The organism is Pseudomonas brenneri (assembly GCF_007858285.1).
Lineage (GTDB): Bacteria > Pseudomonadota > Gammaproteobacteria > Pseudomonadales > Pseudomonadaceae > Aquipseudomonas > Aquipseudomonas brenneri.
Map to the genome: position 1 here is coordinate 37200 of NZ_VFIL01000008.1, position 26540 is coordinate 63739.

Consider the following 26540-nt stretch of genomic DNA (forward strand, 5'->3'; position numbering starts at 1 on the left):
GGGCAGGTTCATACCTTGAACTTGCCCACGTACCGCTGAAGATCCGCTCCCAAGCGTGCCAATTCAATGCTCGCCGCCGCCGTCTGTTCACTGGCAGCGGCGGTTTGCTCCGACACGTCCCTGACTTTCAACACGCTGCGATTGATCTCCTCGGCCACCGCACTTTGCTCCTCTGCGGCGGCGGCGATCTGTGGATTCATTTCCTGGATGACCAGCACGGTACGTGCGATTTCTGTCAGGGCGTCCCCAGCGTTGCGCGTCAGGCCGACGCTGCGATCGGTCAAGGTGCGGCTGTTGTCCATGATATCCGCGACTTGTTGCGTGCCGCTGTGCAGCCCGCCAATCAGTTCTTCGATTTCCTCGGCGGACTGTTGGGTGCGCTGGGCAAGGCTGCGTACTTCGTCAGCAACCACTGCGAACCCTCGACCAGCTTCACCTGCACGTGCCGCCTCGATCGCCGCATTGAGGGCCAGCAGGTTGGTTTGCTGGGACACCGACTTGATCACCTCCAGCACACTGCCGATTTTCTGGCTTTCCCGTTGCAGGCCTAGCATTGCCTGGCTTGAGCGCGCCATTTCGTGGGCCAGATGTTCAATGTGCGCCACCGCATCCGTCACCACCTGGTCGCCCAGTTCGGTCTGCTGATTGGCCTGGTTGGCGGCAATCGAGGCCTGTTCGGCATGCCGGGCGACTTCCTGGGCGGTGGCGAGCATCTGGTTCATTGCGGTCGCCACCTGCTCGGTTTCGTCGCGCTGATTGCTGACGCCCGCCCGGGTTTGCTCGGTGACGGAGGAGAGCTCCTCGGCGGCGCTGGCGATTTGCCGGGCATTGTCACTGATGCTGCCAATCAGCCCCCGCAGGTTCAGGGTCATTTGCGCCATGCTGCATTGCAACTGGCCCAGCTCATCCCGGCGCGGGGTCTGCACGTCGTGGCTCAGGTCGCCATCGGCAATGCGATTGGCCACTGCCAGTGCCCGGCGCAGTGGCTTGACGATCTGCCCGGCGATTACCCAGGCGGCCAGGGCGCCGAAGAGCAAGGCTGCACCGGTAATGGCGAGGGTCTGGGTATGGGCTTGCTCGGCCTCCCGGTCGCGGCGCTGGGTCTGGTCCTGGCTGAGCAGGTCACTTTGAGCCAGCAGTTGGTCCAACTGCTGCTCCAGCTGGTTTTGCGCGCCCTCGGTCGTAAGCTGGGTGTCCCGCAGGCGTGTCAGGTGTGTCCGGATGCTGAGTACGGCATTTCTCAATGCGCTGCTGTCCACGGGCAGCTTCTCCACGGTCGCCTGGGCAAGTTCAAGGCTGCGCTCCGCGTCGCTGACGGCCTGGGCATAGGCATCCAGGCTGCTGGCGGCCCAGGCCGGGCTCAGGGCACGGTCTTCGGCCTGTTCGATAGCCAGGCGCAGGTTTTCGACGGCATCGAGGGCTTTTTCGTCCTCCTGATCTGGCAGGTCGCTGGCCAATTGCGCCAGGACGTCACTGGTGCGCACAGAGCTTTGTTTGAGTTGCTCGCGGGCAGTTTCCCGTTGTTTGACCAGCGATGGCACATCCTTGAGTGTGGTTTTGAACTGGCCGGAAAAGCTGGCCATGCTTTGCAAGTACTGCAGAGGTTTCGCCACTTTGAGGCGGTTCGAAAGCTCGGCCAGATACCCGTCGATCTTCCCCATGGACAGGCTCAGTTTGTTGAGGCTGACCTCATCGTCAAGGGTGCGATAAACGATTCGGTCGGCCCGTAGTTCTTCGCCGGTGACCGCTAGTTGTGCGAGAACGGTCAAGGTCTGTGAACGATAGAGCGAGGCGGCGAGGGCCTGCCAACCGGTCAGGGCAATCACAAGGCTCAGGGCCAGCACCAAGGCAAAACCCAGGACCAGTTTGAGGGTGACACTGGCGTTACCCAGCAGTTGAGTCATTCGACGAAGCATGGCCAACCTCCGGCAAGTGCGCAAAGGAGTTCAACGTGCCGGGGCGCCGACGGGCGTGGACACATTAAATCCATTTGAACGCTAGTTCCCTTGGGCGCCAGGCGTACTGATCAAGGACTGAAAAACATGTAGGAAATTTCACAAGCTGCAAGCGGCGACCCGGACGGATCGCCGCGAAGGGCAGGCCTCAGACCCGGAAGCGGCCAACCAGCGTCTGCAGATGGGTACCCAGGCGTGCCAGTTCGGTACTGGAGGCGGCGGTCTCTTCACTGGCCGCAGCGGTCTGCTCGGACACATCACGTACGTTCAACACACTGCGGTTGATCTCCTCGGCCACGGCGCTCTGCTGCTCGGCGGCGGTCGCGATCTGCTGGTTCATCGCCTGGATCGCCGAGACCGTGCGAGTGATGTTTTCCAGGGCATGGCCAGCACGGCGGGTCAGTTCGACACTGCTGTCGGTAAGGTCCCGGCTGTTGTCCATGATGGTAGCGACCTGCTGGGTCCCGCTTTGCAGGCCGACGATCAACTCTTCGATTTCCTCGGTGGACTTCTGCGTGCGTTGCGCCAAGCTGCGTACTTCATCGGCCACCACCGCGAACCCACGTCCGGCCTCCCCGGCACGCGCCGCTTCAATGGCGGCGTTGAGGGCCAGCAGGTTGGTTTGCTGGGCCACGGACTTGATCACGTCCAGCACACTGCCGATCTTGTCGCTTTCGCGCTTGAGATGGCCCATGGCCTCGGTGGAGTTGCCGACTTCACCGGCCAGGCGTTCGATCTGGGCGATGGCTTCGCCGACCACCCTGTCACCTTCGCGGGCCTGTTGGTCGGCGGCGACGGCAGCCTCGGAGGCTTCCTCGGCATTGCGCGCCACTTCCTGCACGGTGGCGGCCATTTCGTTCATTGCGGTGGCCACCTGGTCGGTCTCGACCTTCTGGCTGTTGACCCCGGCGCTGGTCTGTTCGGTCACCGCCGACAACTCTTCGGCGGCGCTGGCGATTTGGGTCACACCGTCGCTGATCCCGCCGATTAGGTCGCGCAGGCCCATGGTCATGCTTTGCATGGCGCGCTGCAGTTGGCCCAGTTCGTCCTGGCGTTGCGACACCAGGTCGTGGGTCAGATCACCAGCGGCGACGCGCTCGGCGACCTTGAGGGTCTGGCTCAATGGGATCACGATCTGCCGGGTAATCGCCCAGGCGGCGAACAAGCCGAAAGCCAGGGCCAGGGCGGTCGCCAGGATCAGCAGTTGCTTGGCTTGTGCGGCATCGTTGTCACGGACCACGGTTTGCGAAACAGTGAGTTTCTTGCTGTGATCGAACAGCAGGTCGCCTTGTTCGGCCATGGCCTTGAGGGCCGCAGCGCTGGCCACCTGGGAGTCGCGGAACTGGCTGACAGCGGCAAGGTAGGCCTTGAGGGAGTCGCTGGCCTCTTGCAGGTTGGCGCTGTATTGCTCCGGCAGTTGACTGCGCAGGCTGTCGGCGTTCTTCAGGGCATTGGCGATGGCGTCCAGGGCCGGCTGTTCGGCTTCGGCCTTGGCGCTGTAGGTGTAGCCGCGCACCTGGAAGCGTGCCTGTTGGATCAACTTGCTCAAGTCGATCACGCTGTTGAATTGGCTGACGCTGTCACCTTGCAGCAGGTTTTTTTCGATTTCAGAGACCCGTGCAACGGCGTTGTCAGCTGTGGCGCCGAGTTTGCTGCGGGCATCTTCGCGGTGGGCGCCGGCCTGGACCATGGCGCTGAAGGACTGTTTGTACTTGGCGACGGCGGCCAGTTGCTCGTCGATCATGGCGACATCGGCCGGCTGCTCGATCTGGCTGCGTGCGGTTTTCAGGCCGCTGTCGAGCTTGTCCATTAGCTCGTTGACCAGTCCCGGGCCTTGTTCGCCACGACGCATTTCATAGTCCAGGCGGGCCTGGCGCAGGTCTTTGGTCAGTTCATTTAGGCTGGAAATAAAGCCCAGTTTGTCGCCACGGCTGATCACGCCGCTCAGGCCCGTCCAGCCGGTGAACGTGATCAGGAGCGTGAGGACCAATACCAGGCCAAAGCCCATGCTCAGCTTGCGATTGACGCTTACATTTCCCAGTTTTTCAGCTAGCCAACGGTACATGCGGTGAACTCCCCTGAACAAGGCTTGGACTTATTCAAAGGCTATCGGCACGTCAACGCGATTCTGTAGGAGCGAGCGTGCTCGCGAAAATCTTCAACGATAACGGGTGCGTGCTAAATGAACGCGTCGCTCTCAAGTTTTTCGCGAGCAAGCTCGCTCCTACAGGAGATCTCAGTTTGGTCAGAAGAGGCGGGCCAGCAGGGCGGTGACGGCGGTTTCTACTCGCAGGATCCGCGCGCCCAGTTGCACCGGCTGCAAGCCGGCCTTGGCCAGCAAGTCCACTTCGTAGGGAATCCAGCCACCCTCGGGGCCGATGGCCAGGGTCACCGGTTCATCGAGGCCGCGTGGGCAGGGCGGGTAATCGCCGGGATGCCCAACCAGGCCAAGGGTGCCCTGGGCCAGGGCGGGCAGGCGGTCTTCGACGAAGGGTTTGAAGCGCTTTTCGATGATGATTTCGGGCAGCACGGTATCGCGCGCCTGTTCCAGGCCGAGGATCAGTTGTTCGCGAACCGCTTCAGGCTCCAGGAACGGGGTCTGCCAGAAGCTTTTTTCAACCCTGTAGCTGTTGACCAGCACTACCCGCGGTACGCCCATGGAGGCTACGGTCTGCAATACCCGGCGCAGCATTTTCGGGCGCGGTAGGGCCAGCAGCAGGGTCAGCGGCAGTTTTACCGGTGGCGGCTGGTCGAGGCTGATTTGCAACTCGGCTTCGCCGGCGTCCAGGCGTAGCAACTGGGCATTGCCCATCAGCCCGCCAATGCGCCCGACACGCAGGCTGTCGCCGACCACCGCGCGATGGACTTCCTGCATGTGCACCAGGCGCCGGTCACGCAGGATCACCCGGTCGGCCGCGATAAAGTCGGCCTCCTCCAGTAGCAGCAGGTTCACGGTTGCGTCGCTGGTGGCTGATCGTCGTCGGCGGGTTGATCATCCGGGTGCTCGCCACGCTTGCTCACCAGGCTGCCAAACAGGATGCCCACTTCAAACAGCATCCACATCGGCACGGCCAGCAGGGTTTGCGAGAAGATATCCGGCGGAGTCAGGATCATGCCGACCACAAAGCAGCCGATGATCACGTACGGGCGGATCTTGCGCAGGTATTTGACGTCGACCACGCCGATCCATACCAGCAGCACCACCGCCACCGGAATTTCGAAGGCCACGCCAAAGGCGAAGAACAGCGTCATCACGAAGTCGAGGTAGCTGGTGATGTCGGTCATCATCTCCACACCGGCCGGGGTGGCGGCGGCGAAGAATTTGAAGATCAGTGGGAATACCAGGAAGTAGGCGAACGCCATGCCGGTGTAGAACAGCATGATGCTCGACACCAGCAGCGGCACGGCGATGCGTTTTTCATGCTTGTACAGGCCAGGCGCGATAAAGCCCCAGATCTGGTGCAGGATCACCGGGATCGCCAAAAACAGCGAAACCATCATCGTCAGCTTGAGCGGCGTGAGGAACGGCGAGGACACGTCGGTGGCGATCATCGTCGCGCCTACCGGCAGGTACTCGCGCAGCGGCGTGGAGACGAAGGTGTAGATCTGCTGGGTGAAGGCAAACAACCCGGCGAAGATGACGAAGATCGCCGCGACACACCGCAGCAGGCGGGTGCGCAACTCGGTGAGGTGCGAGACCAGCGGCATATGCTGGTCGTTTTCCGGTTTATCAGCGCTCATGGGGCTCGCGGCGGCAATGTAGGATCGTGGGGCGCGGGCGACGCGGTGGGCGCCGGTGCCGGTTCTGTCGAGGGTGCGGCGGGCGCTGCGGGGTCAACCACTGGCGCAATGCTCTGTTCGGCCACCGGCTCAACGGGTCTCGGTGCCTGTTGCTGGGGCGAGAGGATTTTTCGCGCTTCCTGCTCCAGGGACAGAATGTGTTCGTTGTGCAACTGCCGGCGGATTTCGTCGGCGCCGATTTCCCGTTCAACTTCCTGCTTGATGGCGTTGAAACTGCGTTTCAGGCGCCCGACCCACAGGCCGGCCGTGCGTGCCGCGCCAGGCAGGCGTTCGGGGCCCAGCACCAGCAAGGCGACGAGGCCGACGAGCAGCAGTTCAGAGAAGCTGATACCAAACATTAGTCAGTGCTCACGAGTCTTTGCGGGACGGCTCTTCGACTTTCTCGGCCTGCACGTCGAAGGTGCGACGTTCAGTGATCGGCTGTGCGGCCTGCGGGTGTACAGGCTGCGCCGGTGGCACCGGGTTGGCGGTGTCGGCCGGTTTTTCGTCGTCGTTCATGGCCTTGCGAAAGCCCTTGATGGATTCGCCGACGTCAGTGCCCAGGTTTTTCAGTTTCTTGGTGCCGAACACCAGTACGACCACGACGAGAATAACAACCCAGTGTTTCCAGTCAAAAATGCCCATGCTGCACTTCCTCAAGTCAAAAAGTTATTCAGGCGGACGGGCGCGAGGCCTTTTCGGCGTGCCCGGACAAGCCGAAGCGACGGTCCAGTTCATCCAGTACGGCCTGTGGGTGCTGCCCCAGTTGGGCGAGCATGACCAGGCTATGGAACCACAAGTCGGCGGTCTCATAGATTACATCGCTGTAATCGCCGCTGATTTGCGCATCCTTGGCGGCGATGATGGTCTCGACGGATTCTTCGCCGAGTTTTTCCAGAATCTTGTTCAGGCCCTTGTGGTACAGGCTGGCGACATAAGAGCTGTCGGCGTCCGCACCTTTGCGGTCCTCCAGCACCTGGGCCACACGGTTCAGGGTATCGCTCATGTTCAATGTCCTGCCGAGTAAATAGCGTGCGGGTCTTTGAGCACCGGCTCGACGGTTTTCCATGCGCCGTTCTCGAACACGCGGTAGAAGCAGCTGTGACGGCCGGTATGGCAGGCGATGTCGCCGATCTGCTCGACCATCAGCACGATCACATCAGCGTCGCAGTCCAGGCGCATTTCGTGCAGTTTTTGCACATGCCCGGACTCTTCGCCCTTGCGCCACAGTTTGCCACGGGAACGTGACCAGTAGATGGCACGCTGCTCAGCGGCAGTCAGGCTCAAGGCCTCGCGGTTCATCCAGGCCATCATCAGGATGCGCCCGGTCTTGTGGTCCTGGGCAATGGCCGGCACCAGGCCGTCGCTGTCCCATTTGATCTCGTCCAGCCAGTCTTTCATCTTCGACTCCGACAACCGTGCGCTAGCCGCTCCGGCGATGTGCAACAGTGTATAGCCGCGCGGGCTATCGACGCACGACCAGATAAAGGCCTACGGCGACCATGATGCCCGCTGGCCAGTAACTCAGGTCGGTCAATGGCCCACCGGCCGCGAGTACCGCGCCACCGCCCAGGTGCGCCGCGCCGAGCAGGCGCAGGAACCAGTCGTCCTTGCGCCGGTGCCACGGCGGCGCCGGGTCCTTGGCGTGGGGCTGGGACATGCGCTCCAGCAGATCGCGGGTCATGTTGGCCAGGTGCGGCAGTTGCTCGACCTGGCTTTGCAGGTTACCCAGCAGGGTTTTCGGGCTGACGCGTTCGCGCATCCAGCGTTCGAGGAACGGCTGCGCGGTGTTCCACAGGTCCAGGTCCGGGTACAGCTGGCGGCCCAGGCCTTCGATATTGAGCAGGGTCTTCTGCAATAGCACCAACTGCGGCTGCACTTCCATATTGAAGCGTCGCGCAGTCTGGAACAGGCGCATCAGTACCTGGCCGAAGGAAATATCTTTTAACGGTTTTTCGAAAATCGGCTCGCACACGGTGCGGATCGCCGCCTCGAATTCGTTGAGTTTGGTTTCGGCCGGCACCCAGCCCGAATCGATGTGCAACTGCGCCACGCGGCGGTAATCACGCTTGAAAAAGGCAAACAGGTTGCGCGCCAGGTAGTCCTGGTCCTCGGGCGTGAGGCTGCCGACGATGCCGCAGTCGATCGCGATGTATTGCGGGCTCCATGGGTTCACCGTGCTGACGAAGATGTTGCCGGGGTGCATGTCGGCATGGAAGAAGCTGTCGCGAAACACCTGGGTGAAGAAAATCTCCACACCGCGCTCGGCCAGCATCTTCATGTCGGTGCGCTGGTCGGCCAGGGTTGCCAGGTCCGTGACCTGCACCCCGTAGATACGCTCCATCACCAGCACTTTGGGCCGGCACCAGTCCCAATAGACCTGCGGCACGTACAGCAGCGGCGAACCCTCGAAGTTGCGCTTGAGCTGGCTGGCGTTGGCCGCCTCGCGCAACAGGTCGAGTTCGTCGTAGATGGTTTTTTCGTAGTCGGCGACCACATCCACCGGGTGCAGCAGGCGCGCATCGGCAGAGAAGCGCTCGGCGGCACGGGCGAGGATGAACAGCCACGCGAGGTCCTGGCCGATGATCGGCTTGAGGCCGGGGCGGATCACCTTCACCACTACTTCTTCGCCGGTTTTCAGTTGGGCGGCGTGTACCTGGGCGACCGAGGCCGAGGCCAGGGGTTCGACATCGAAACGGCTGAACACGTCGCTGATTTTCTTGCCCAACTGCTCTTCGATCAGCCTCATCGACTGCTGGGAGTCGAACGGCGGCACGCGGTCCTGCAGCAGCATCAGTTCGTCGGCGATGTCTTCGGGCAGCAAATCGCGGCGAGTGGACAGGATCTGCCCGAACTTGATGAAGATCGGCCCCAGGTCCTGCAAGGCCAGGCGCAGGCGCGCGCCACGGCTCAGGTCCAGGGTCTTGCGCGGGAACCAGCGCCACGGCAGCACATAGCGCACAGCCAGCAGAAACCACGGCAGCGGCAGGGCGAACAGCAGGTCATCGAGGCGGTAGCGGATGACGACGCGTTGGATACGAAACAGACGGCGGACGGCGAGCAGCTTCATGCGTTATCGCTTGGATCAAGGGAGCGGCTCAGACGCTCGAAGCGCGCCTCAAGCCGTTCCAGGTCAAGTTTGGCCTGGTCGAGTTCACGAAAGCGCGCTTCGGCTTCCCGTTGTCCGACAAGGGTGCGCGATTCTTCGCTCAGGTATTCGGCGAGGTTCTGGTTGAGGCTGGCGAAACCCTGCTGGTACCAGCGCGAGCGGCTGCGCAGGTGGCCGCTGATCAACTGGGTGGCCACCGGGCCGAGCCAGCGGGATAGCTCGTATTCCCAGTCCAGCTCCAGGTCTTGCAGCACGGCGGCCAGGTCCATCAGCACCGCGCTGTCGCCTTCAAGGGTCACGTCCGGACCGTGCAGGATCGCGGTCTTGTCCCGGCTCAAGGCCAGGCGCAGCAGGCTGGCCGCCGGCGCGCGCAGGGTACAGTCGGCCTCGGCGGCCCAGTGCGCTGCCAGCATAAGGCCTTCATCGCTGGGCAGGATAAACAGCTGCAAGGCCGGGCTGGTGCAATCGACGGCAATGATCTTGCCGTTCAGGTGCGCCAGCCGCGCCAGGGCGGTGCTGTCCAGGCGCAGGACACGATTGAGGCCGTGTTCGACGCTGGCGAGAAGGCCCGAGAGCAACATCAGGGCTTGATGCCGCGGTGCAGGGCAACGATGCCGGAGGTCATGTTGTGGTAGGTCACGCGGTCGAAACCGGCCTCTACCATCATCGACTTCAGGGTTTCCTGGTTGGGGTGCATGCGGATCGATTCGGCCAGGTAGCGATAGCTCTCGGCATCATTGGTGATCAGCTTGCCCATCAACGGCATGAAGGCGAACGAGTAAGTGTCGTAGACCTTGGACATCAGCGCGTTGGTCGGTTTGGAGAACTCCAGCACCAGCAGGCGACCGCCCGGCTTGAGCACGCGCAGCATCGAACGCAGCGCATCTTCCTTGTGAGTCACGTTGCGCAGGCCAAAGGCAATGGTCACGCAGTCGAAATGGTTGTCCGGGAACGGCAGCTTTTCAGCGTCGGCCTGGACGAACTCGATATTGCCCGCCACGCCCTTGTCCAGCAGGCGGTCGCGACCGACCTTGAGCATCGAGCCGTTGATGTCGGCCAATACCACCTGGCCGGTGGGGCCAACCAGCTTGGAGAACTTGGCCGCCAGGTCGCCCGTGCCACCGGCGATATCCAGCACGCGGTTGCCGGTGCGTACGCCGGACAATTCGATGGTGAAACGCTTCCACAGGCGGTGCATGCCGCCCGACAGCACGTCGTTCATCAAGTCGTACTTGGCGGCCACGGAGTGGAACACCTCAGCGACTTTTTCCGCTTTCTGGCTTTCCGGGACGTTCTTGAAGCCGAAGTGAGTGGTGGGTTCGGCATCGCTGCCTTTGCGCTGATCAGTCATATCGCTGTCACCAAAAGAGAATGCGGGACATTCTAATCCCCAAGGCATGCTTTGTCTTGGCAAGGCTGAAGGTAAGATAGGTGGCCGCCGAGACCTTTTGCCGCATGGCGGGTGAGCAGGGTGCTCAATACGTCTCTATAACGAGGAGTCATTCAAATGGCCCGCATACAGATTGAACGTGCCCACGCACTGGGTAAGGAAGCTGCCAGGGCGAAAGCCGAGAAGTTGGCACATAAACTCAAGGAACAATATGGCCTGGAACCGTCGTGGTCCGGCGATACGCTGAACCTCAAGCGCTCCGGCGTCAAAGGCACATTGAAAGTGGCCGAGGACTCTTTAAGGATCGAGGTGGAACTGGGCCTGTTGATGTCCGCCATGAGTGGCACCATCAAGTCCGAAATCGAGAAGGCCCTGGATAAGGCGCTGGCCTGATCTGCGACCGCGCGCCGCATCGAGTGCAGGTCGATTGCGCAGTTCTTAGGGTGCCGATTCTAATTTTTCTCCCTACTTTGTACTCAGCCCTCAACTCCTGTGGGCAGTTCCTCCACCCTTTTATGCGTGAGGTGCACCATGGCCAAAGTTATTTTGAAGAAAAAAATCGACACCCAAATCAGCGCCCTGAGCGACGTTAAAACCTATGCTCGCAAGATCTGGTTGGCGGGTTTGGGGGCTTACGCGAAGGTCGGCAGTGAAGGCAGCGAGTACTTCAAGGATCTTGTGAAGACTGGTCAACATGTTGAAAGTAAAGGTAAAAAAGTTGTGAATGAACAACTTGATGCTGCCAACAGTCAGATTGATTACGTTAAGAGCAATGTCTCCAGCGTCAAGGGTCGCGTCGAAGTTCAACTGGATAAAGTCGAGAAGGCTTTTGACGCGCGTGTTGCAAGTGCCTTGAATCGAATCGGCATTGCGTCTAAACATGACGTGGAGACACTCTCTGCTAAGCTCGATGAGCTAACGGCATTGCTCGAACGTGTCGCGCGTAAACACTAAGGAGACATCGGATGGCTGTTAAAAAGACTACTCAGAAAGAAGGCAGCTCTTGGGTCGGGAAAGTTGAAGAATACTCCCGCAAGATCTGGCTGGCTGGTTTAGGCGTGTACTCGAAGATCGACAGTGACGGCAGCAAACTCTTCGAGACTTTGGTTAAAGACGGCGAGAAGGCCGAGAAGTTGACCAAGAGCACAGTGGGTAAACAAGTTACTGCGGCCAAGGCAACTGCCGGTTCGCGCATCAGTGATGCGAAGAAGCAGGTGTTGGGAACTTGGGGTGAGCTTGAAGGCGCACTCGACAAGCGCCTCAACAGTGCCATTTCGCGACTGGGCGTGCCTAGCCGTACTGAAGTGAAGGCACTGCACAGCAAGGTCGATACCCTGACCAAGCAAATCGAAAAACTGACCGGCGCTAAAGTTGCCCCAGTGAAAGCAGCTGCAAAACCGGCTGCCAAGCCGGCGGCGAAGACGGCTGCTGCCAAACCTGCGGCGAAAACCGTGGCCAAGCCTCTGGTCAAGGCCGCTGCCAAACCTGCCGCTAAACCTGCGGCCAAGGCAGTTGCCAAGCCAGCGGCGAAAACCGCAGCAGCCAAACCAGCAGCCAAGAAGCCTGTAGCGGCCAAAGCGGTAGCCAAACCTGCGGCCAAGCCAGCAGCGAAACCTGCCGCCAAGCCAGCGGCCAAAACGGCTGCCGCCAAACCGGCTGCCAAGCCAGTTGCAGCCAAACCAGCTGCCAAACCGGCCGCCGCAAAGCCAGCAGCCAAACCTGCGGCAGCCAAGCCGGCTGCAAAGCCAGCGGCGAAGAAACCCGCCGTAGCCAAGAAGCCAGCAGCGCCGAAGCCAGCGGTAGCGGCCAAGCCTGCAACCCCTATAGCCGCGACCAACTCGGCCACCGCGCCGACGTCCGCCGCAGCAACCTCGACTGTAACGCCGGCAACCCCGACGCCATCCAGTCAGTCCTGATCTGTTCGGGACACAAAAATGCCCGGCCTTCAACGGTCGGGCATTTTATTGGGGCTTGAGAACAGCCCGTTCCCACATTTTTACTCTGTGTCGTCCAGGTAGCGCAGAGCAAAACGCTCGGTCGCCAACCGCGCCGGCATCAGCAAGTGCGGCGCCACCAGCATCATCACTTGATACACCGCCACCCGCACCTCAGCCTCGCGATCAAGAATCCGCTGGTAATCCAGGGAGAACAGCAGGGTCATGGTGATCTGCTCCACCAATTGCCCTAGCGCCTGGGTATCGCTGACCAACTGCCCCTCGGCCTTGAGCCTGGCCAACAGCGAAGCCAGTGTGCGCTTGAGCGCAGTCAGCAGGTGACGAATCCCCTTGGCCAGCTTGGGCAGGCGTCCGGCCAGGTTCGACAGGTCCTGGAACAGGAACCGATAGTGCGCCATGCGCTCGACGATCAGGTGCAGGAACAGCCAGTAATCCTCCGGCGCCAACTGCACATTTGCCGGTGGGTCGAGCAGCGGTGCCAGCTCCCCCTGGAAACGCTCGAACAGCCCCAGCACCAGCGGCTCCTTGCCGTGGAAGTGGTAATAGAGGTTGCCGGGGCTGATCCCCATTTCATTGGCCACCTCCATGGTTGAAACATTCGGCTCGCCCTTGTGGTTGAACAACTGCAGGGCACATTCAAGGATACGGTCGCGGGTTTTCATCCAGTCTTCTTAGTGGTCAATGGGCCAGGGTGTCAGCGAACCCGCACATAGGTGCCGGGCGCCGCCTCCATCGGTGGGTAGTTCTGGTTGCCCAGGGCTGTCAGGGTCTCGCGCTGCACCCCGGAGCGTTGCTGGATCCACGCCAGCCATTGCGGCCACCAACTGCCCTCGACGTGGCTGGCGTCGTAGTACCAGGCGCGGGGGTCGCTGCTCAGCTTGAGGTTTTCGACAAAATTGGCCTTGGGGTTGCCCGGCGGGTTGAGGATGCTCTGGATATGCCCGCTGTTGGACAGTACGAAGCGTTTGTCGCCGCCCAGCAGCAAGGTCGAGCGGTAGACCGCGTCCCACGGCGTGATGTGATCGTTGATCCCGGCCACGCTGAAACTGTCGACCGTGACTTTCTGCAGGTCGATGGGGGTGCCGCACACCTCCAGGCCGCCGGGATGGCTCAGGGGGTTGTGCTTGAAGAAGTCCAGCAGATCGCCGTGCAAGGCCGCCGGCAAACGGGTGTTGTCATTGTTCCAGTACAGGATGTCGAACGCTGGCGGCTCCTTGCCCAGCAGGTAGTTGTTGATCCAGTAGTTCCAGATCAGGTCATTGGGGCGCATCCAGGCGAAGACCTTGGCCATGTCCCGGCCATCCAGCACCCCTTGTTGGTAGGAGCGGCGCTTGGCTGCCTCCAGGGTCTGTTCGTCGGCAAACAGCATGGCGGGGCTGTCGATCTGGCTGTCCAGCAGGCTCACCAGATAAGTGGCACTGGCCACGCGGCGTTGCTGGCGCTTGGCTTGCAGATGGCCTTGCAGGGCGGCGATGGTCAGGCCACCAGCGCAGGCGCCCATCAGGTTCACTTCGCGGGCGCCGGTAATCGCCCGGCAGATATTCAGCGCTTCTTCCAGCGCCGCCACATAGGTGGACAGGCCCCACTCGCGATGACGCACGTCCGGGTTGCGCCAACTGACCATAAACACTTGCAGGCCGTTCTTCAGGGCGTACTGCACGAAGCTATTGGTCGGGCTCAAATCGAAAATGTAGTACTTGTTGATTTGCGGCGGCACCACCAGCAGCGGCTTGGCGTACTGTTTTTCGCTCATGGGCTTGTACTGGATCAGCTCCAGCAGTTCATTGCGAAACACCACCGAACCGGGCGTGGTGGCGACGGTCTTGCCGACTTCGAAGGCTTGCTTGGTGACCTGGCGCGGCAGGCCATTGTTGTGCAGCAGGTCGTCGAACAGGTTGCTCACACCGCGCACCACGCTGTTGCCGCCGGAATTGAGCAACTCCTTGATCGCCAGCGGGTTGAGCAGGGTATTGGACGGTGACACCGCATCGTTGAGCAACGAGAAGGCAAAGTGCGCACGGGCGCGGTCGTCGTCGCTCAGGTTGCTGTCGTCAATCCAGTGCTTGGTCTGTTTCTGCCAGCTCAAATAGGCTTGCAGGCTGCGTCGGTACAGCGGGTTGAGTTTCCAGGTGGGGTCGGCGAAGCGGCTGTCGTGGGGGTTGGGTTCATGCACGGTCTCACCCAGCAGCACCCGCCCCAGTTGCCCGCCCAGCGCCAGGGCATGGCGGGCGCTGTGCAGCGGGTTGCGCAGCCCATGGGCGGCGACGCTGCGCAGGGTCGACAGCAGGTCCCGGCCGCGCAGGCCGGTGATTGCACTTTGTGCATTGATGAACGCGGCGGGGGTCGGTGCCGGGATCTTCACGGGTCTGTCACGCATGAGCCAACACTCCTTCGTCAATTCACAAGCAAGCACACAAGTTCAGAACCATAGTCGGTTCTGGCCAAGTTGCGCGTAGGGGCCGTCCTGGCCCGGTACTGCTCAGGTGTTGCTATAGGGGGCCGGCTGCGGATGGATCACCGCGCGCAAGCGTTCTTCCTGGAGAAACTTCATGATGATCGGCGCGACTGCTTCGGCCCGGGTGATCAGGAACAGGTGGCCATCGTCGATGATGTGCAACTGTGCGTTGGGAATACGCCAGGCCAGCATGCGCATGTTGACCAGCGGGATCAGCGGGTCGTCGTCGCCGGCCAGCACCAGGGTCGGCTGCTTGATCTTGTGCAGCCAATGAATGCTGGTCCAGCCAAGCCCGGCGAACAGTTGCCAGTAGTAACCCAGCTTGCCCGCCGAGCGCACTTTGCTCGCGTGTTCGGCGGCCAGCTTCGAATCCCGGCGGAACGAGCCGCCATAAATCATTGGCGCGATGCGCACCACGTGGGACGGTTGGATGTAGCGCCGGGGGCTGGCCATAAGCCACAACACTTTTGGCTTGCCCGGCACCATGAAGGCACCGGCAGCGGTGGCGGCCAGGATCAACTTCTTGCAGCGCTCCGGGTAGTCGTAGGCAAACTGCTGCGCCAGGGCGCCGCCCCAGGAAACTCCCACGGCATTGACCTGGCCATAGTCCAGGTAATCGAGCATGCGCGCGGTGAGTTTGGCCAGGCCGGGAAAACGATAGGGCCGGCTGGGCGTCGAGGAACCACCGACACCCGGCACGTCAAAGGCAATCACTTCCAGGTCTGGGTCCAGGGCCTGGACGAACGGAAACACCAGCTCAAGGTTGGCGCCAATGCCGTTGAAAATCAGCAGCGGCGTCAAGTGAGACTTGCCCGGTCGTACCGCCGTGCGGATGGTCTGGCCATCCAGGTCGATGGTTCGGAAGATGAACGGTTGCGGCATGCTCTAGCCCTGTGAAGTGTTACAGCTGGAATGCGGTCAATGTAGGAGCTGGCTTGCCTGCGATAGCGGTGGGTCAGTCAGTACATGTGTTGGCTGACCCACCGCTATCGCAGGCAAGCCAGCTCCCACATTTGATTCCATTTCAATCACAAAAAAGTGTGTGCGTTATCTTTCGTGAACGTATGTACCCGGTGCAGCCTCTGCGGATGCGTAAGTCTTGTTACCCAAGCTCGTAGGCGCTTTCTTCAGCTTGCCCGAGCGCTCCCCCATCCAGCCCTGCCAGTGCAGCCACCATGAGTCGGTATGCTTGGTGGCATTTTCCTGCCAGTCCAAGGCCTTCTCGCCCATGCTCTCGCTGGTCTGGTAGCGCGCCTTTGGGTTGCCGGGCGGGTTGAGGATGCTCTGGATATGCCCGCTGCTGGACAGCACGAACTCGACCTTGCCGCCAAACAGTTGTGCCGACTTGTAACAGGACTGCCACGGTGTGATGTGGTCGTTGGTGCCTGCCAGGGAGTAGATATCTGCCGTCACCTGCTTGAGGTCGATCGGTGTGCCGCACACTTCCAGGGCGCCTGCGCGCACCAGCGGGTTGTTCTTGAACAGCTCGATCAGGTCGCCGTGGAATGCCGCCGGCAAGCGCGTGGTGTCGTTGTTCCAGAACAGGATGTCGAACACCGGCGGTTCGTTGCCCAGCAGGTAGTTGTTGACCCAGTAGTTCCAGATCAGGTCATTGGGGCGCATCCAGGCGAAGACCTTGGCCATGTCCCGGCCTTCCAGTACGCCGGCCTGATAGGAGTGGCGCTTGGCCGCTTCCAGGGTCTGCTCGTCGACGAACAGTGCCACCTGGGTGTCGAGGGTGGTGTCCAGCACGCTCACCAGCAAGGTCAGGGCGTTGACCTTCTTCTCGCCCAGCGCCGCATAGTGGCCCAGCAGCGCAGTGCAGGTGATGCCGCCCGAGCAGGCGCCGAGCATGTTGATGTCCTTGCTGCCGGTAATCGCGGTCACCACATCGACCGCCTCTTTCAGCGCCTCGATATAGGTCGACAGGCCCCATTCGCGCTGGGCCTTGGTGGGGTTGCGCCAACTGACAATAAAGGTCTGCTGGTTGTTGCGCAGGCAGAAACGCGCCAGGCTTTTCTCCGGGCTCAGGTCGAATACATAAAACTTGTTGATCTGCGGGGGGACCACCAGCAGCGGGCGTTCGTGGACCTGTTCGGTGATCGGCTTGTACTGGATCAGTTCCAGCACGTCGTTGCGAAACACCACCGCACCCTCGCTGGTGCCCAGGCTCTTGCCCACTTCAAAGGCACCCATATTGACCTGGCTCGGCATGCCGCCGTTGTGGACCAGGTCCTTGGCCAGGTGCGAGAGGCCATCGAGCAGGCTCTTGCCACCGGTTTCGAAGAAGCGTTTGACGGCGGCCGGGTTGGCGGCGCTGTTGGTCGGCGCCATGGCCTCGGTCATCAGGTTGATGACGAAGTGCCCGCGGCTGATGTCCTGTTCCGACAGGTTGCTGTCACCGATCCAGTCGTGCAGCTCCTTGCGCCAGGCCAGATAGGTTTGCAGGTAGCGTTTGTAAAGCGGGTTCTGGCTCCAGGCCGGGTCGTTGAAGCGACGGTCATCGCTTTCAGGGGCAAGCTCGGATTTGCCGAATACCACATTCTTCAATTCGACGCCAAAGTGGGCGACGTGCTTGACGCTGTGCAGTGGTTGCTTGATGGCCTGGGTCAGCACCATCCGCGCAGAAGCCAATAAATCCTTTTTGCGTAACGCGATGATCGGGTTCAGCCCCAGGGTGTTTTCCGAGGCCTGGCGTTTCAAGTCATCGTTATTCTTGTTACTCATCTACGACGCTCCATTGTCCGAAAGACGAGTACCGGGTACCGCCGTGCACCCACTTATTCGATGCACAACTCAAGCCTGGTACTGCTGCTCGGGTGACCGTTGATACCGCATCGTCAAATGCAGGGAACTTGCCAATCTCATTGGTTACCCGAGTTTAATTTTTTTCGCAAGCGGACCAATCGTTGGTCACACGACAGAGCATTCAAGCAGAGGAAATTAGAAAATGCTTACTAATGAGCAGGAAGCCTGAGCTAGAGCATCAGCTTGACAATCGACTGACTCGGATCGCGGGTTTTTCCGGCGGCCTTGAGCTCGGCAAGATAATCGGCCCACAGCGCGTCCTGACGTACGGCGAGTTGGTAGAGGTAGTCCCAGGTGAACAGTCCGCTGTCATGACCGTCGTCGAAGGTCAATTTCAGTGCATATTGCCCGGCGGGTTCGATCTTGATCAGGCCAACATTGAGCTTGCCGTATTGCAGGATCGGATTGCCGTGGCCCTGGACCTCGGCGGAGGGAGAGTGCACCCGTAGCAGTTCAGCGCTCAGGTGATAGACCTCGTCCGGCCCGTAGGTCAGCGAGAGGGTCTTGGAGGCTTTGTGCAGGTTGATGGCGGTGGGCATTTTAGACATTGGGGGAACCGCTCATGGATGATCCTGAAGGAACCGGCTTTAAAATGTGGGAGCGGGCTTGCTCGCGAATGCGGTGGGTCAGTCACAGTTGCATAAACTGACCCACCGCATTCGCGAGCAAGCCCGCTCCCACATTAAAGCAGAACGGTTCCTGTGTGAGGCTTACAGGATATAACGAGACAAGTCTTCGTTCTGCGCCAATTCGCCCAGGTGGCTGTTGACGTAGTCGGCGTCGATCTTGATCGCCACGCCGTTCTGCGCGCCCGCCATGTCGCCGGCGCTGAAGGACACTTCCTCCAGCAGGCGCTCAAGCAAGGTATGCAGGCGACGGGCACCGATGTTCTCGGTCTTTTCGTTGACCTGCCAGGCAATCTCCGCCAGGCGCTTGATACCGTCCGGCAGGAACTCGATGCCCAGGCCTTCGGTTTTCAGCAGCTCGCGGTATTGCTCGGTCAGCGAAGCGTGCGGTTCGCTGAGGATGCGTTCGAAGTCGCCCGGGGTCAGCGCCTTGAGCTCCACGCGAATCGGCAGGCGGCCTTGCAGCTCCGGTACCAGGTCGCTTGGCTTGCTCAGGTGGAACGCACCGGAGGCAATGAACAGAATGTGGTCGGTCTTGACCATGCCCAGCTTGGTGTTCACCGTGCAGCCTTCGATCAGCGGCAGCAGGTCGCGCTGTACGCCTTCGCGGGACACATCGACGCCGCCGGAGTTGCCGCGCTTGGCCACCTTGTCGATCTCGTCGATAAACACGATGCCGTGCTGTTCGACTGCTTCCAGGGCCTTGGCCTTGAGCTCCTCCTCGTTGACCAGGCGCCCGGCTTCTTCGTCACGCACCAGCTTGAGCGCGTCCTTGACCTTGAGCTTGCGGCTTTTCTTCTTGCCCTTGCCCATGTTGGCAAACAGGTTCTGCAACTGGCTGGTCATTTCTTCCATGCCAGGCGGAGCGGAGATGTCGACGCCAGCGTGTTCGGCGACTTCGATCTCGATCTCCTTGTCGTCCAACTGGCCTTCACGCAGGCGCTTGCGGAACAGCTGGCGCGTGTTGGAGTCCTGGGCCGGTGCTGCGTCTTCATTGAAGCCCGCGCGTGCCGGTGGCAGCAGGGCGTCGAGGATGCGCTCTTCGGCAGCGTCTTCGGCGCGATGGCTGACTTTGGTCATTTCCTGTTCGCGCAGCAGCTTCAGGGCGGCGTCGGCCAGGTCACGAATGATCGACTCGACGTCACGGCCTACATAGCCGACTTCGGTGAACTTGGTCGCTTCGACCTTGATGAACGGTGCGTTGGCCAGCTTGGCCAGACGCCGGGCGATTTCGGTCTTGCCGACACCGGTCGGGCCGATCATCAGGATGTTCTTGGGGGTTACTTCAACGCGCAATTCTTCGGGCAGTTGCATCCGGCGCCAGCGGTTACGCAGGGCGATGGCAACGGCGCGCTTGGCATCGTCCTGGCCGATGATATGGCGATTGAGTTCATGGACGATTTCGCGGGGAGTCATGGACATAGTGGTGTGTGGTCCTCAAGCAGGAAAAAGCCGACGGCTTATTCCGCGAGGTCCTGCTCCTCAATGGTCAGGTTGTGGTTGGTGAACACGCAGATATCGCCGGCGATACCCAGGGCGGTCTCGACGATTTCCCGGGCCGACAGGTCGGTTTTCTTCAACAGTGCGCTGGCTGCAGCCTGGGCGTAGCCACCGCCGGAACCCATGGCGATCAGGCCGTTCTCAGGCTCCACTACGTCACCGTTGCCGGTGATGATCAGGGACGCGTCTTTGTTGGCGACGGCGAGCATGGCTTCGAGGCGGCTGAGGGAGCGGTCGGTGCGCCACTCCTTGGCCAGCTCGACAGCGGCGCGAACCAGATGACCCTGATGTTTTTCCAACTGGCCTTCAAAGCGTTCGAACAGGGTAAAGGCGTCAGCGGTGGCCCCTGCAAAACCAGCGAGGACCTGGCCGTGGTACAGGCGGCGCACTTTTTTGGCGTTGCCTTTCATCACGGTATTGCCAAGGGAAACCTGGCCGTCGCCGCCCATGACGACTTTGCCGTGGCGACGAACTGAAACGATGGTGGTCAAGGGGAGAGTCTCCACGCTGCGGGGCGAAAATGCCCTGATGGAACTCATATGGGGGTGGCGAGGGAGATTTCAACCGTAGGACGGGTCTGTGGACGAGTGGTGGAAACACCACAAAACCAAATGTGGGAGCTGGCTTGCCTGCGATGACGGTGCACCAGTCACCGAGAATATTGACTGATACACCGTCATCGCAGGCAAGCCAGCTCCCACATTTGATCCGTGTTGGCTGTGAATCAGCGGCTCTGGCGTTGTTGTAACAACAGGTTGCTAAAGCCAGCGCCCGCCAGTTGTTTCTGCGCCACGGTCAGCTGTTCACGGTTGCTGAACGGCCCGACCAATACGCGGTACCAGGTCGCCTCCTTCACCGTCCCGGACTCCACCGTCACGGTCTGCCCGAGCAGGATGATCTGCGCACGCACCCGATCCGCATCCGCCTGCTTGGGGAACGAGCCCGCCTGCAGGAAGAACTTGGTCACCGGCGCCGCCTTGGTGGTGGCGACCGGTGGTGCCGGCGGCGGGGTAATCCCGGCCAGTGCCGCCTGGGCGCGCGCAGTGTCGATTTTCGCCGCTTCCGCCGGGGTTACCGGGGTGGTCGGCACCTGCGGTGTCGGCAGGGTTTTCTCCGGCACGGCGTCTTGCGGCACGATCACTTCCGACTCCGGCAGCAGCGTGTAGAAGTCGTACTTAGGCTTCACTGGTGCGGTCGGGCTTGGCGGCGTCTTGTTCGCCTCGGCGATCTTGCTGGCCTTCTGCTGCTCCTGTTTGACCCGCTTGACGTCCTCGCCCTGGCCCGGCTCCAGTTTCATCAGGAACACGATAAACGCACCGACCGACAAGCCGATGGCCAGCCACATCCAGCCCGGGATCGGTTGTTTTGCCGGAGCCTGGTAGCGGCTGGCGCCGCGCTTGGGTGCAGGTTTTTTCTTGGCTGCCAACTTACATACGCTCCAGAGTTTCCAGGCCCAACAGTTCCAGGCCTTGCTTGAGGGTCCGTCCAGCCAGTGCGGCGAGGCGCAGGCGGCTTTGCTTTTGCGTTTCGTCGTCGGCGCTCAGGATCGGGCAGTTCTCGTAGAAGCTGGAGAACAACCCGGCGACTTCATACAGGTAGGTGCACAGAATGTGCGGCGTGCCTTTCTCGCCGACGCTGTTGAGCACTTCGCCGAACTGCGCGAGCTTGGCGGCCAGTTCCTGCTCGTGAGGCGCTTGCAGGATGATCTGGCCGTCGACCTCGCTGAAATCCTTGCCCAGTTTGCGGAATACACCGGCCACACGGGTGTAGGCATACAGCAGGTACGGCGCGGTGTTGCCTTCGAAGTTGAGCATCAGTTCGAAGTTGAAGCTGTAGTCGCTGGTGCGGTGCTTGGACAGGTCGGCGTATTTCACCGCGCCAATCCCCACCACTCGGGCGATGTTGCGCAGGTCGGCTTCGGCCAGCTCCGGGTTCTTTTCCTTCACCAGGTTGTAGGCACGCTCCTGGGCTTCGTTCAGCAGGTCGATCAGCTTCACGGTGCCGCCGTCGCGGGTCTTGAACGGACGGCCATCGGCGCCGTTCATGGTGCCGAAGCCCATGTGCTCCATGTGCATCGGGTGGGTGACGAAACCGGCGCGGCGCGCCACTTCGAACACTTGCTGGAAGTGCAGGGCCTGGCGCTGGTCGACGAAATACAGCGCACGGTCGGCCTTGAGCACGCCGCTACGGTAGCGCACGGCCGCGAGGTCGGTGGTGGCATACAGATAGCCGCCGTCGGCCTTGACGATGATCACCGGCAGCGGCTCGCCGTCGGCGGTCTTGAACTCGTCGAGGAACACGCACTGGGCGCCGTTGCTTTCAACCAGCAGGCCCTTGGCCTTGAGGTCGTTGACCACGTTGATCAGGTCGTCGTTGTAGGCACTTTCGCCCATGACGTCGGCCATGGTCAGCTTGACGTTCAGCAGCTCGTAGATTTTCTGGCAGTGGGACAGGGAAATATCGCGGAAACGCGCCCACAGCTCCAGGCATTCCTGGTCGCCGGCCTGCAGCTTGACCACCAGGCCACGGGCGCGGTTGGCGAACTCTTCGGATTCGTCAAAGCGCTTTTTCGCGGCGCGGTAGAAGTTTTCCAGGTCCGACAGTTCGTTGCTGGTGATGGGGTTCTCTTGCAGGTACGCCATCAGCATGCCGAACTGGGTGCCCCAGTCGCCCACGTGGTTCTGGCGGATCACGGTGTCGCCGAGAAACTCCAGGACCCGCGCCACGCCGTCGCCAATGATGGTCGAGCGCAGGTGGCCGACGTGCATTTCCTTGGCCAGGTTGGGCGCCGACAGGTCGATGGCCACACGCTGTACCGGGCCGGCCTTGCGCACACCGACTTTGGCGTCAGCCAGGGCTGCGTCCAGGCGCGAGGCCAGGGCTTGGGTATTCTGGAAAATATTGATAAAGCCTGGGCCGGCGATTTCGGCCTTGCTGACCTGTGGATCAGCCGGCAGCGCGGCAATGATTTTTTCCGCGAGGTCGCGCGGTTTCATGCCCGCAGGCTTGGCCAGCATCATCGCGATGTTGCTGGCGAAGTCGCCGTGGGTCTTGTCTCGGGAGTTTTCCACCTGGATCGCCGGCGTCAGGCCTTCAGGCAACACGCCTTCGTTGACGAGTTGGGTGAGGGCTTGTTGGATCAACTGGCGAATGGTGTCTTTCATGGTGTTCTCTTTCGACCGCAAGCGGCGGCGCGCAATGCGCAGGTGGAAAAACTGGACATTATCCGGTGCGAGGGCGGGCTTGCCAACCTTCAAGGTCCGTTACTGGACCTGCGGGCCTCATCGCGGGCAAGCCCGCTCCCACATTTTGATGTGTGAATACCGTCAAATGTGGGAGCAGGCTTGCCTGCGATAGCGATTTATCGATCAGTACAAATCCACCGGATCAACATCCAACGACCATCGCACCTGCCGCCCACTGGGCATTTGCTCCAGAGCAAGCAACCAGCTACTTAATAGCCGGTGCAGCGGCGCGCGGGCAGTGGCTTGCAACAGTAGCTGCGCGCGATAACGGCCGGCGCGGCGCTCCATCGGTGCTGGCACAGGGCCCAGTAACTCGATGCCGCTCAGACCCAGTTCAGCGAGCAAACGTTCAGCCGCGCTGCACGCTTCATCCAGGAAACCTTCGGCCTGCCCCGGTTTATGGGCCTCTGCGCGCAGCAATGCCAGGTGCGCAAAGGGTGGCAAGCCCGCGGAGCGACGTTCGCTCAACGCCTGCTCGGCGAAGGCGAAATAACCTTGTTCTGTCAGCTGAATCAGCAGCGGGTGGTCCGCCAAGTGGGTCTGGATGATCACTTTGCCGGGCTCTTCGGCACGCCCGGCGCGGCCTGCGACCTGCACGATCAACTGCGCCATGCGCTCGCTGGCGCGGAAGTCTCCGGAGAACAGCCCACCGTCGGCATCCAGGATCGAGACCAGGGTGACGCGTGGAAAGTGATGCCCTTTGGCAAGCATCTGCGTGCCGACCAGGATGCACGGCTGGCCTTTCTGGATGGTGGCGAACAGCTGGTTCATTGCATCTTTGCGCGACGTACTGTCGCGGTCTACACGCAGCACCGGGAAGTCCGGAAACAGAATCCCCAGGCGTTCCTCGGCGCGCTCGGTGCCTGCGCCCACCGGCCGCAGGTCGACTTTGCCGCATTGCGGGCAATGGCGCGGCACACGTTCCACATGGCCGCAGTGGTGGCAGCGCAGTTCGCCGGAGCGTTGGTGTACGGTCATCCGCGCGTCGCAGCGGTTGCATTCGGACATCCAGCCACAGTCGTGGCACAACAGCGTCGGCGCAAAGCCTCGGCGGTTGAGAAACACCAATACCTGCTGGCCGGCCGCCAGGGTCTGGCCGATGGCTTGTTGCATCGGCCCGGAAATACCGCTGTCCAGCGGGCGACTTTTTACATCCAGGCGCAGGAAACGCGGCTGCTTGGCGCCGCCCGCCCGCTCATTGAGGCGCAACAGGCCGTAGCGCCCGGTGTAGGCGTTGTGCAGGCTTTCCAGGGACGGGGTGGCCGAGCCGAGCACAATCGGGATGTTTTCCTGGCGGGCGCGGACCAGGGCCAGGTCGCGGGCGTGGTAGCGCAGGCCTTCCTGCTGTTTATAGGAACCGTCGTGTTCTTCATCGATGATGATCAGGCCGGGGTTTTTCATCGGTGTGAACAGCGCCGAGCGGGTGCCGATAATAATGTCGGCCTCGCCGTCCCGGGCGGCGAGCCAGGATTCCAGGCGCTCGCGGTCGTTGACGGCCGAGTGCACCAGGGCGATCCGCGCATTGAAGCGTTGCTCGAAGCGCGCCAGGGTCTGCGGCCCGAGGTTGATCTCGGGGATCAGCACCAGCGCCTGTTTGCCGGCTTCCAGGGTTTCGCGGATCAACTGCAAATAGACTTCGGTCTTGCCGCTGCCGGTGACGCCGGCCAGCAGGAACGCATGGAAACTGTCGGCGCCGGCGCTGATCGCCTCAAAGGCAGCGCGCTGTTCCGGGTTCAGCGGCAACTCCGGTTGGGCCAGCCAGTGTTCGTGACGTTCGCCGGGGGCGTGGCGGCGGATCTCCACCTGCACCAGGTCCTTGGCCAGCAGCAGGTCCAGGCTGTCCTTGCTCAACATCAGTTTGCTCAGCAACTGGTGAGCGACGCCATGGGGATGCTGGGCCAAGGTGGCCAGTGCCTCACGCTGGCGCGGGGCGCGGGCGATGCGCGGGTCATCCAGGCGCGCGCCGGGAGTTATCGACCAGAAGCGCTCCTGACGGGTCTCGGCCAACTCGCCCTGGCGCAACAGCACCGGCAGCGCCCAGCTCAAGGTGTCGCCCAGGCTGTGCTGATAATACTGGGAGGTCCACAGGCACAGCTTGAACAGCGACGCCGGCAGCGGTGGCGTGGCATCGAGGATGGCCAGGGCTGGCTTGAGCTTTTCTGCCGGCACTTCGCTGTGGTCCGCGACTTCGATCAGGATTCCGATCATCTCCCGTCGGCCGAACGGCACGCGCACGCGCATCCCCGGCTGCAACTGCGCCCGCACCACGCCCGCCGGCGCCCGGTAGTCGAACAGGCGGCGCAGGGGCGAGGGCAGGGCGAGGCGCAAAATGGCGTCGGGCACGCGGGAGGTTCTCATATGGCGGGCGGTGAAGAAGGGGGCGAGCCTAGCAGACCGGCGGTGCAAGTGTCCTGTGTGGGAGCAGTCCGGCGGGTACAAGAGGGTGTGGCAGGCCGGGCTTTTCTGATGAAAGGGTGCATGGCGGCGCTTGCGCGTTTAAAAAGCTCTGGTAGAATCCGCGGCCTAATTACGTGCGGTATTCGACAATAGTGTCGAGTGGCGGCACGCTAGCCCGAGGAAGACACCATGAAAGCCGATATCCATCCAGCGTACGAAACCATCCAAGTTACTTGCAGCTGCGGCAACAAGTTCGAAACCCGTTCGAACCTGTGCAAGCCACTGGGTACTGACGTATGCAACGAGTGCCACCCGTTCTACACCGGTAAGCAGAAGACTCTGGATACTGGCGGCCGTGTACAGCGCTTCGCCGACCGTTTCGGTGCTTTTGGCAAGAAAGCTCCAGCTGCTGCAGAGTAAGGTTCGAAAGCCTGATGGGCTTTTACCTGCTAATGAAAAAGGCGTCCCTTGCGGGCGCCTTTTTTGTGCCTGCGATTTGGCTGTCGGCCGCCCAGGCCGAGGTATTTTGCCCCGCGCCGACTACGCTCGGCACCTTTGAGGTACAGCGCGTGGTCGATGGCGACACTGTGCGTCTCAAGGATGGTCGCAGTGTGCGGATGATCGGCGTCAATGCCCCTGAAACCGGCAAGAAAGGCCGCCCTGACGAGCCATTCGCCGTGGCTGCACGCCAACGCCTGCAAGCCTTGGTAGATGCCAGTGGCGGTCGGGTCGGGGTGGTAGCGGGCCGCGAGGGCAAGGATCGTTATGGGCGAACGCTGGCCCATCTTTATGGGGCCAACGGCGCGAACCTGGAGGCCCAACTGCTGGCCGAGGGGCTCGGGTTCCTGGTGGCGGTGGCGCCCAATGTCGATCTGGTTGCCTGCCAGCAAGCGGCCGAGCGCAGCGCGCGCGCGGCCAGGTTGGGCCTCTGGCGTCAGTCGCCCGTGCAAAAAACCTCGCAAATCAAGCAGTCGGGCTTTGCCGTGGTCAGCGGCCGCGTAAGCAAGGTCGAACGCAATCGTGGCGGGATCTGGATCGAATTGCAGGACTCCCTGGTATTACGGGTTGCACCCAATCTTGTCGGACAATTCGATAACGCTCTGCTCAAGCGCCTTCAGGGCCAGGATATCGAGGCCCGGGGCTGGGTGCTGGACCGCTCCCGACGTGGCGGCCTGAAAAGTGGCCAGGCGCGCTGGCTTTTGCCAATAACGGATTCCGGCATGCTGCAATTGGCGCAATAAGAAAAAATTGTAGACATTTTTTATATCGATTGTGAACAGTTGTAGGCCTTGTATCCCGTGGCTCTTGGCCGAAAGTCGT

At 61.4% G+C, this 26540-nt stretch carries 26 protein-coding genes and 1 pseudogene; 5 read left to right on the top strand and 22 right to left on the bottom strand.

What is annotated here, in order from left to right; translation table 11 throughout:
* Window positions 1-8 precede the first annotated feature (8 nt).
* From FJD34_RS18205 to ubiE, 12 genes and pseudogenes are all read right to left on the bottom strand, one after another.
* Window positions 9-1916 (bottom strand): methyl-accepting chemotaxis protein, encoded by a 1908-nt coding sequence (locus tag FJD34_RS18205; protein ID WP_090292785.1) that lies wholly within the window; start codon window positions 1914-1916, stop codon window positions 9-11.
* 187 nt (window positions 1917-2103) lie between these two features.
* On the bottom strand, window positions 2104-2976 hold the full coding sequence (locus FJD34_RS28870) for a methyl-accepting chemotaxis protein (protein ID WP_373290111.1): 873 nt from the start codon (window positions 2974-2976) through the stop codon (window positions 2104-2106).
* Window positions 2959-4020, bottom strand: a pseudogene (locus FJD34_RS28875) (methyl-accepting chemotaxis protein); the annotation flags it as partial. The pseudogene FJD34_RS28875 and the gene FJD34_RS28870, both read right to left, overlap by 18 nt.
* A 180-nt stretch (window positions 4021-4200) precedes the next feature.
* Window positions 4201-4908 (bottom strand): 16S rRNA (uracil(1498)-N(3))-methyltransferase, encoded by a 708-nt coding sequence (locus FJD34_RS18215; RefSeq protein WP_065944530.1) that lies wholly within the window; start codon window positions 4906-4908, stop codon window positions 4201-4203.
* Complete coding sequence (gene tatC, locus FJD34_RS18220; RefSeq protein WP_032862241.1) at window positions 4905-5696, bottom strand: twin-arginine translocase subunit TatC; 792 nt, start codon at window positions 5694-5696, stop codon at window positions 4905-4907. The genes FJD34_RS18215 and tatC overlap by 4 nt, the downstream gene beginning before the upstream one ends.
* Window positions 5693-6094 carry a Sec-independent protein translocase protein TatB gene (tatB, locus tag FJD34_RS18225; protein ID WP_065944531.1) on the bottom strand — a complete coding sequence of 134 codons (402 nt, stop codon included), beginning with the start codon at window positions 6092-6094 and terminating at the stop codon, window positions 5693-5695. The genes tatC and tatB overlap by 4 nt, the downstream gene beginning before the upstream one ends.
* 10 nt (window positions 6095-6104) lie before the next feature.
* A complete protein-coding gene (locus FJD34_RS18230; protein WP_032862239.1) occupies window positions 6105-6380 on the bottom strand; it encodes a twin-arginine translocase TatA/TatE family subunit in 276 nt (91 codons plus the stop codon).
* A gap of 28 nt (window positions 6381-6408) precedes the next feature.
* The gene (locus FJD34_RS18235) at window positions 6409-6741 is read right to left on the bottom strand and encodes a phosphoribosyl-ATP diphosphatase (protein WP_003187881.1); all 333 of its coding nucleotides are present in this window, start codon (window positions 6739-6741) and stop codon (window positions 6409-6411) included.
* Between the two features lie 2 nt (window positions 6742-6743).
* Window positions 6744-7136 carry a phosphoribosyl-AMP cyclohydrolase gene (gene hisI / locus FJD34_RS18240; protein ID WP_029296001.1) on the bottom strand — a complete coding sequence of 131 codons (393 nt, stop codon included), beginning with the start codon at window positions 7134-7136 and terminating at the stop codon, window positions 6744-6746.
* A 64-nt stretch (window positions 7137-7200) separates the two neighbouring features.
* Window positions 7201-8805: a ubiquinone biosynthesis regulatory protein kinase UbiB gene (gene ubiB, locus FJD34_RS18245; protein WP_032862238.1), complete on the bottom strand. Its 1605-nt coding sequence runs from the start codon at window positions 8803-8805 to the stop codon at window positions 7201-7203.
* The gene (locus FJD34_RS18250) at window positions 8802-9425 is read right to left on the bottom strand and encodes a ubiquinone biosynthesis accessory factor UbiJ (protein ID WP_090292786.1); all 624 of its coding nucleotides are present in this window, start codon (window positions 9423-9425) and stop codon (window positions 8802-8804) included. The genes ubiB and FJD34_RS18250 overlap by 4 nt, the downstream gene beginning before the upstream one ends.
* Complete coding sequence (gene ubiE / locus FJD34_RS18255; RefSeq protein ID WP_003209306.1) at window positions 9425-10195, bottom strand: bifunctional demethylmenaquinone methyltransferase/2-methoxy-6-polyprenyl-1,4-benzoquinol methylase UbiE; 771 nt, start codon at window positions 10193-10195, stop codon at window positions 9425-9427. Before ubiE ends, FJD34_RS18250 begins: the two co-directional genes overlap by 1 nt.
* A 156-nt stretch (window positions 10196-10351) precedes the next feature.
* Between ubiE and FJD34_RS18260 the strand changes: the two genes are divergently transcribed.
* The 3 genes from FJD34_RS18260 to FJD34_RS18270 all read left to right on the top strand — a co-directional run bounded on the left by FJD34_RS18260 (window position 10352) and on the right by FJD34_RS18270 (window position 12150).
* Window positions 10352-10627, top strand: coding sequence for a polyhydroxyalkanoic acid system family protein (locus tag FJD34_RS18260; RefSeq protein ID WP_032862236.1), 276 nt, complete (start codon window positions 10352-10354; stop codon window positions 10625-10627).
* Between the two features lie 138 nt (window positions 10628-10765).
* Entirely contained in the window at window positions 10766-11188 is a 423-nt protein-coding gene (locus FJD34_RS18265) for a phasin family protein (RefSeq protein WP_032862235.1), read from the top strand.
* An 11-nt stretch (window positions 11189-11199) separates the two neighbouring features.
* Window positions 11200-12150, top strand: a complete 951-nt coding sequence (locus FJD34_RS18270; protein ID WP_032862234.1) for a phasin family protein — start codon at window positions 11200-11202, stop codon at window positions 12148-12150.
* Between the two features lie 80 nt (window positions 12151-12230).
* Here the strand turns inward: FJD34_RS18270 and FJD34_RS18275 are convergent, their stop codons facing one another.
* From FJD34_RS18275 to FJD34_RS18325, 10 genes are all read right to left on the bottom strand, one after another.
* On the bottom strand, window positions 12231-12851 hold the full coding sequence (locus tag FJD34_RS18275; RefSeq protein ID WP_090292788.1) for a TetR/AcrR family transcriptional regulator: 621 nt from the start codon (window positions 12849-12851) through the stop codon (window positions 12231-12233).
* Window positions 12852-12883: 32 nt separating this feature from the next.
* Window positions 12884-14566 (bottom strand): class II poly(R)-hydroxyalkanoic acid synthase, encoded by a 1683-nt coding sequence (gene phaC / locus FJD34_RS18280; protein WP_032862230.1) that lies wholly within the window; start codon window positions 14564-14566, stop codon window positions 12884-12886.
* Window positions 14567-14668: 102 nt separating this feature from the next.
* Entirely contained in the window at window positions 14669-15526 is an 858-nt protein-coding gene (gene phaZ / locus FJD34_RS18285; protein ID WP_029296035.1) for a poly(3-hydroxyalkanoate) depolymerase, read from the bottom strand.
* Window positions 15527-15691: 165 nt separating this feature from the next.
* Window positions 15692-17371, bottom strand: coding sequence for a class II poly(R)-hydroxyalkanoic acid synthase (gene phaC, locus FJD34_RS18295; RefSeq protein ID WP_090292789.1), 1680 nt, complete (start codon window positions 17369-17371; stop codon window positions 15692-15694).
* 251 nt (window positions 17372-17622) lie between these two features.
* A complete protein-coding gene (locus FJD34_RS18300; RefSeq protein ID WP_032862225.1) occupies window positions 17623-18000 on the bottom strand; it encodes a gamma-butyrobetaine hydroxylase family protein in 378 nt (125 codons plus the stop codon).
* Window positions 18001-18162: 162 nt separating this feature from the next.
* Window positions 18163-19500 (bottom strand): ATP-dependent protease ATPase subunit HslU, encoded by a 1338-nt coding sequence (gene hslU / locus FJD34_RS18305; protein WP_032862223.1) that lies wholly within the window; start codon window positions 19498-19500, stop codon window positions 18163-18165.
* 38 nt (window positions 19501-19538) lie between these two features.
* On the bottom strand, window positions 19539-20069 hold the full coding sequence (hslV, locus tag FJD34_RS18310; RefSeq protein ID WP_017738857.1) for an ATP-dependent protease subunit HslV: 531 nt from the start codon (window positions 20067-20069) through the stop codon (window positions 19539-19541).
* Window positions 20070-20302: 233 nt separating this feature from the next.
* Window positions 20303-21004 carry an SPOR domain-containing protein gene (locus FJD34_RS18315; RefSeq protein WP_029296044.1) on the bottom strand — a complete coding sequence of 234 codons (702 nt, stop codon included), beginning with the start codon at window positions 21002-21004 and terminating at the stop codon, window positions 20303-20305.
* Window position 21005: 1 nt separating this feature from the next.
* Window positions 21006-22742, bottom strand: coding sequence for an arginine--tRNA ligase (argS, locus tag FJD34_RS18320; protein WP_090293254.1), 1737 nt, complete (start codon window positions 22740-22742; stop codon window positions 21006-21008).
* A gap of 204 nt (window positions 22743-22946) precedes the next feature.
* Window positions 22947-25166, bottom strand: a complete 2220-nt coding sequence (locus FJD34_RS18325; RefSeq protein WP_032862221.1) for a primosomal protein N' — start codon at window positions 25164-25166, stop codon at window positions 22947-22949.
* A gap of 243 nt (window positions 25167-25409) precedes the next feature.
* On the opposite strand from FJD34_RS18325, the gene rpmE reads away from it, so the two are divergent.
* Both rpmE and FJD34_RS18335 read left to right on the top strand, forming a co-directional pair.
* The gene (gene rpmE / locus FJD34_RS18330) at window positions 25410-25640 is read left to right on the top strand and encodes a 50S ribosomal protein L31 (RefSeq protein WP_029296053.1); all 231 of its coding nucleotides are present in this window, start codon (window positions 25410-25412) and stop codon (window positions 25638-25640) included.
* A gap of 14 nt (window positions 25641-25654) precedes the next feature.
* Window positions 25655-26461 carry a thermonuclease family protein gene (locus FJD34_RS18335; protein ID WP_090292791.1) on the top strand — a complete coding sequence of 269 codons (807 nt, stop codon included), beginning with the start codon at window positions 25655-25657 and terminating at the stop codon, window positions 26459-26461.
* Window positions 26462-26540: the final 79 nt, after the last annotated feature.

Excerpts from the sequence above, each read along its gene's own strand:
- FJD34_RS18205 (WP_090292785.1), bottom strand. The coding sequence starts at position 1,916 with ATGCTTCGTCGAATGACTCAACTGCTGGGTAACGCCAGTGTCACCCTC.
- FJD34_RS28870 (WP_373290111.1), bottom strand. The coding sequence starts at position 2,976 with ATGCAAAGCATGACCATGGGCCTGCGCGACCTAATCGGCGGGATCAGC.
- tatC (WP_032862241.1), bottom strand. The coding sequence starts at position 5,696 with ATGAGCGCTGATAAACCGGAAAACGACCAGCATATGCCGCTGGTCTCG.
- tatB (WP_065944531.1), bottom strand. The coding sequence starts at position 6,094 with ATGTTTGGTATCAGCTTCTCTGAACTGCTGCTCGTCGGCCTCGTCGCC.
- FJD34_RS18230 (WP_032862239.1), bottom strand. The coding sequence starts at position 6,380 with ATGGGCATTTTTGACTGGAAACACTGGGTTGTTATTCTCGTCGTGGTC.
- FJD34_RS18235 (WP_003187881.1), bottom strand. The coding sequence starts at position 6,741 with ATGAGCGATACCCTGAACCGTGTGGCCCAGGTGCTGGAGGACCGCAAA.
- hisI (WP_029296001.1), bottom strand. The coding sequence starts at position 7,136 with ATGAAAGACTGGCTGGACGAGATCAAATGGGACAGCGACGGCCTGGTG.
- ubiB (WP_032862238.1), bottom strand. The coding sequence starts at position 8,805 with ATGAAGCTGCTCGCCGTCCGCCGTCTGTTTCGTATCCAACGCGTCGTC.
- FJD34_RS18250 (WP_090292786.1), bottom strand. The coding sequence starts at position 9,425 with ATGTTGCTCTCGGGCCTTCTCGCCAGCGTCGAACACGGCCTCAATCGT.
- ubiE (WP_003209306.1), bottom strand. The coding sequence starts at position 10,195 with ATGACTGATCAGCGCAAAGGCAGCGATGCCGAACCCACCACTCACTTC.
- FJD34_RS18260 (WP_032862236.1), top strand. The coding sequence starts at position 10,352 with ATGGCCCGCATACAGATTGAACGTGCCCACGCACTGGGTAAGGAAGCT.
- FJD34_RS18265 (WP_032862235.1), top strand. The coding sequence starts at position 10,766 with ATGGCCAAAGTTATTTTGAAGAAAAAAATCGACACCCAAATCAGCGCC.
- FJD34_RS18270 (WP_032862234.1), top strand. The coding sequence starts at position 11,200 with ATGGCTGTTAAAAAGACTACTCAGAAAGAAGGCAGCTCTTGGGTCGGG.
- FJD34_RS18275 (WP_090292788.1), bottom strand. The coding sequence starts at position 12,851 with ATGAAAACCCGCGACCGTATCCTTGAATGTGCCCTGCAGTTGTTCAAC.
- phaC (WP_032862230.1), bottom strand. The coding sequence starts at position 14,566 with ATGCGTGACAGACCCGTGAAGATCCCGGCACCGACCCCCGCCGCGTTC.
- phaZ (WP_029296035.1), bottom strand. The coding sequence starts at position 15,526 with ATGCCGCAACCGTTCATCTTCCGAACCATCGACCTGGATGGCCAGACC.
- phaC (WP_090292789.1), bottom strand. The coding sequence starts at position 17,371 with ATGAGTAACAAGAATAACGATGACTTGAAACGCCAGGCCTCGGAAAAC.
- FJD34_RS18300 (WP_032862225.1), bottom strand. The coding sequence starts at position 18,000 with ATGTCTAAAATGCCCACCGCCATCAACCTGCACAAAGCCTCCAAGACC.
- hslU (WP_032862223.1), bottom strand. The coding sequence starts at position 19,500 with ATGTCCATGACTCCCCGCGAAATCGTCCATGAACTCAATCGCCATATC.
- argS (WP_090293254.1), bottom strand. The coding sequence starts at position 22,742 with ATGAAAGACACCATTCGCCAGTTGATCCAACAAGCCCTCACCCAACTC.
- rpmE (WP_029296053.1), top strand. The coding sequence starts at position 25,410 with ATGAAAGCCGATATCCATCCAGCGTACGAAACCATCCAAGTTACTTGC.
- FJD34_RS18335 (WP_090292791.1), top strand. The coding sequence starts at position 25,655 with ATGGGCTTTTACCTGCTAATGAAAAAGGCGTCCCTTGCGGGCGCCTTT.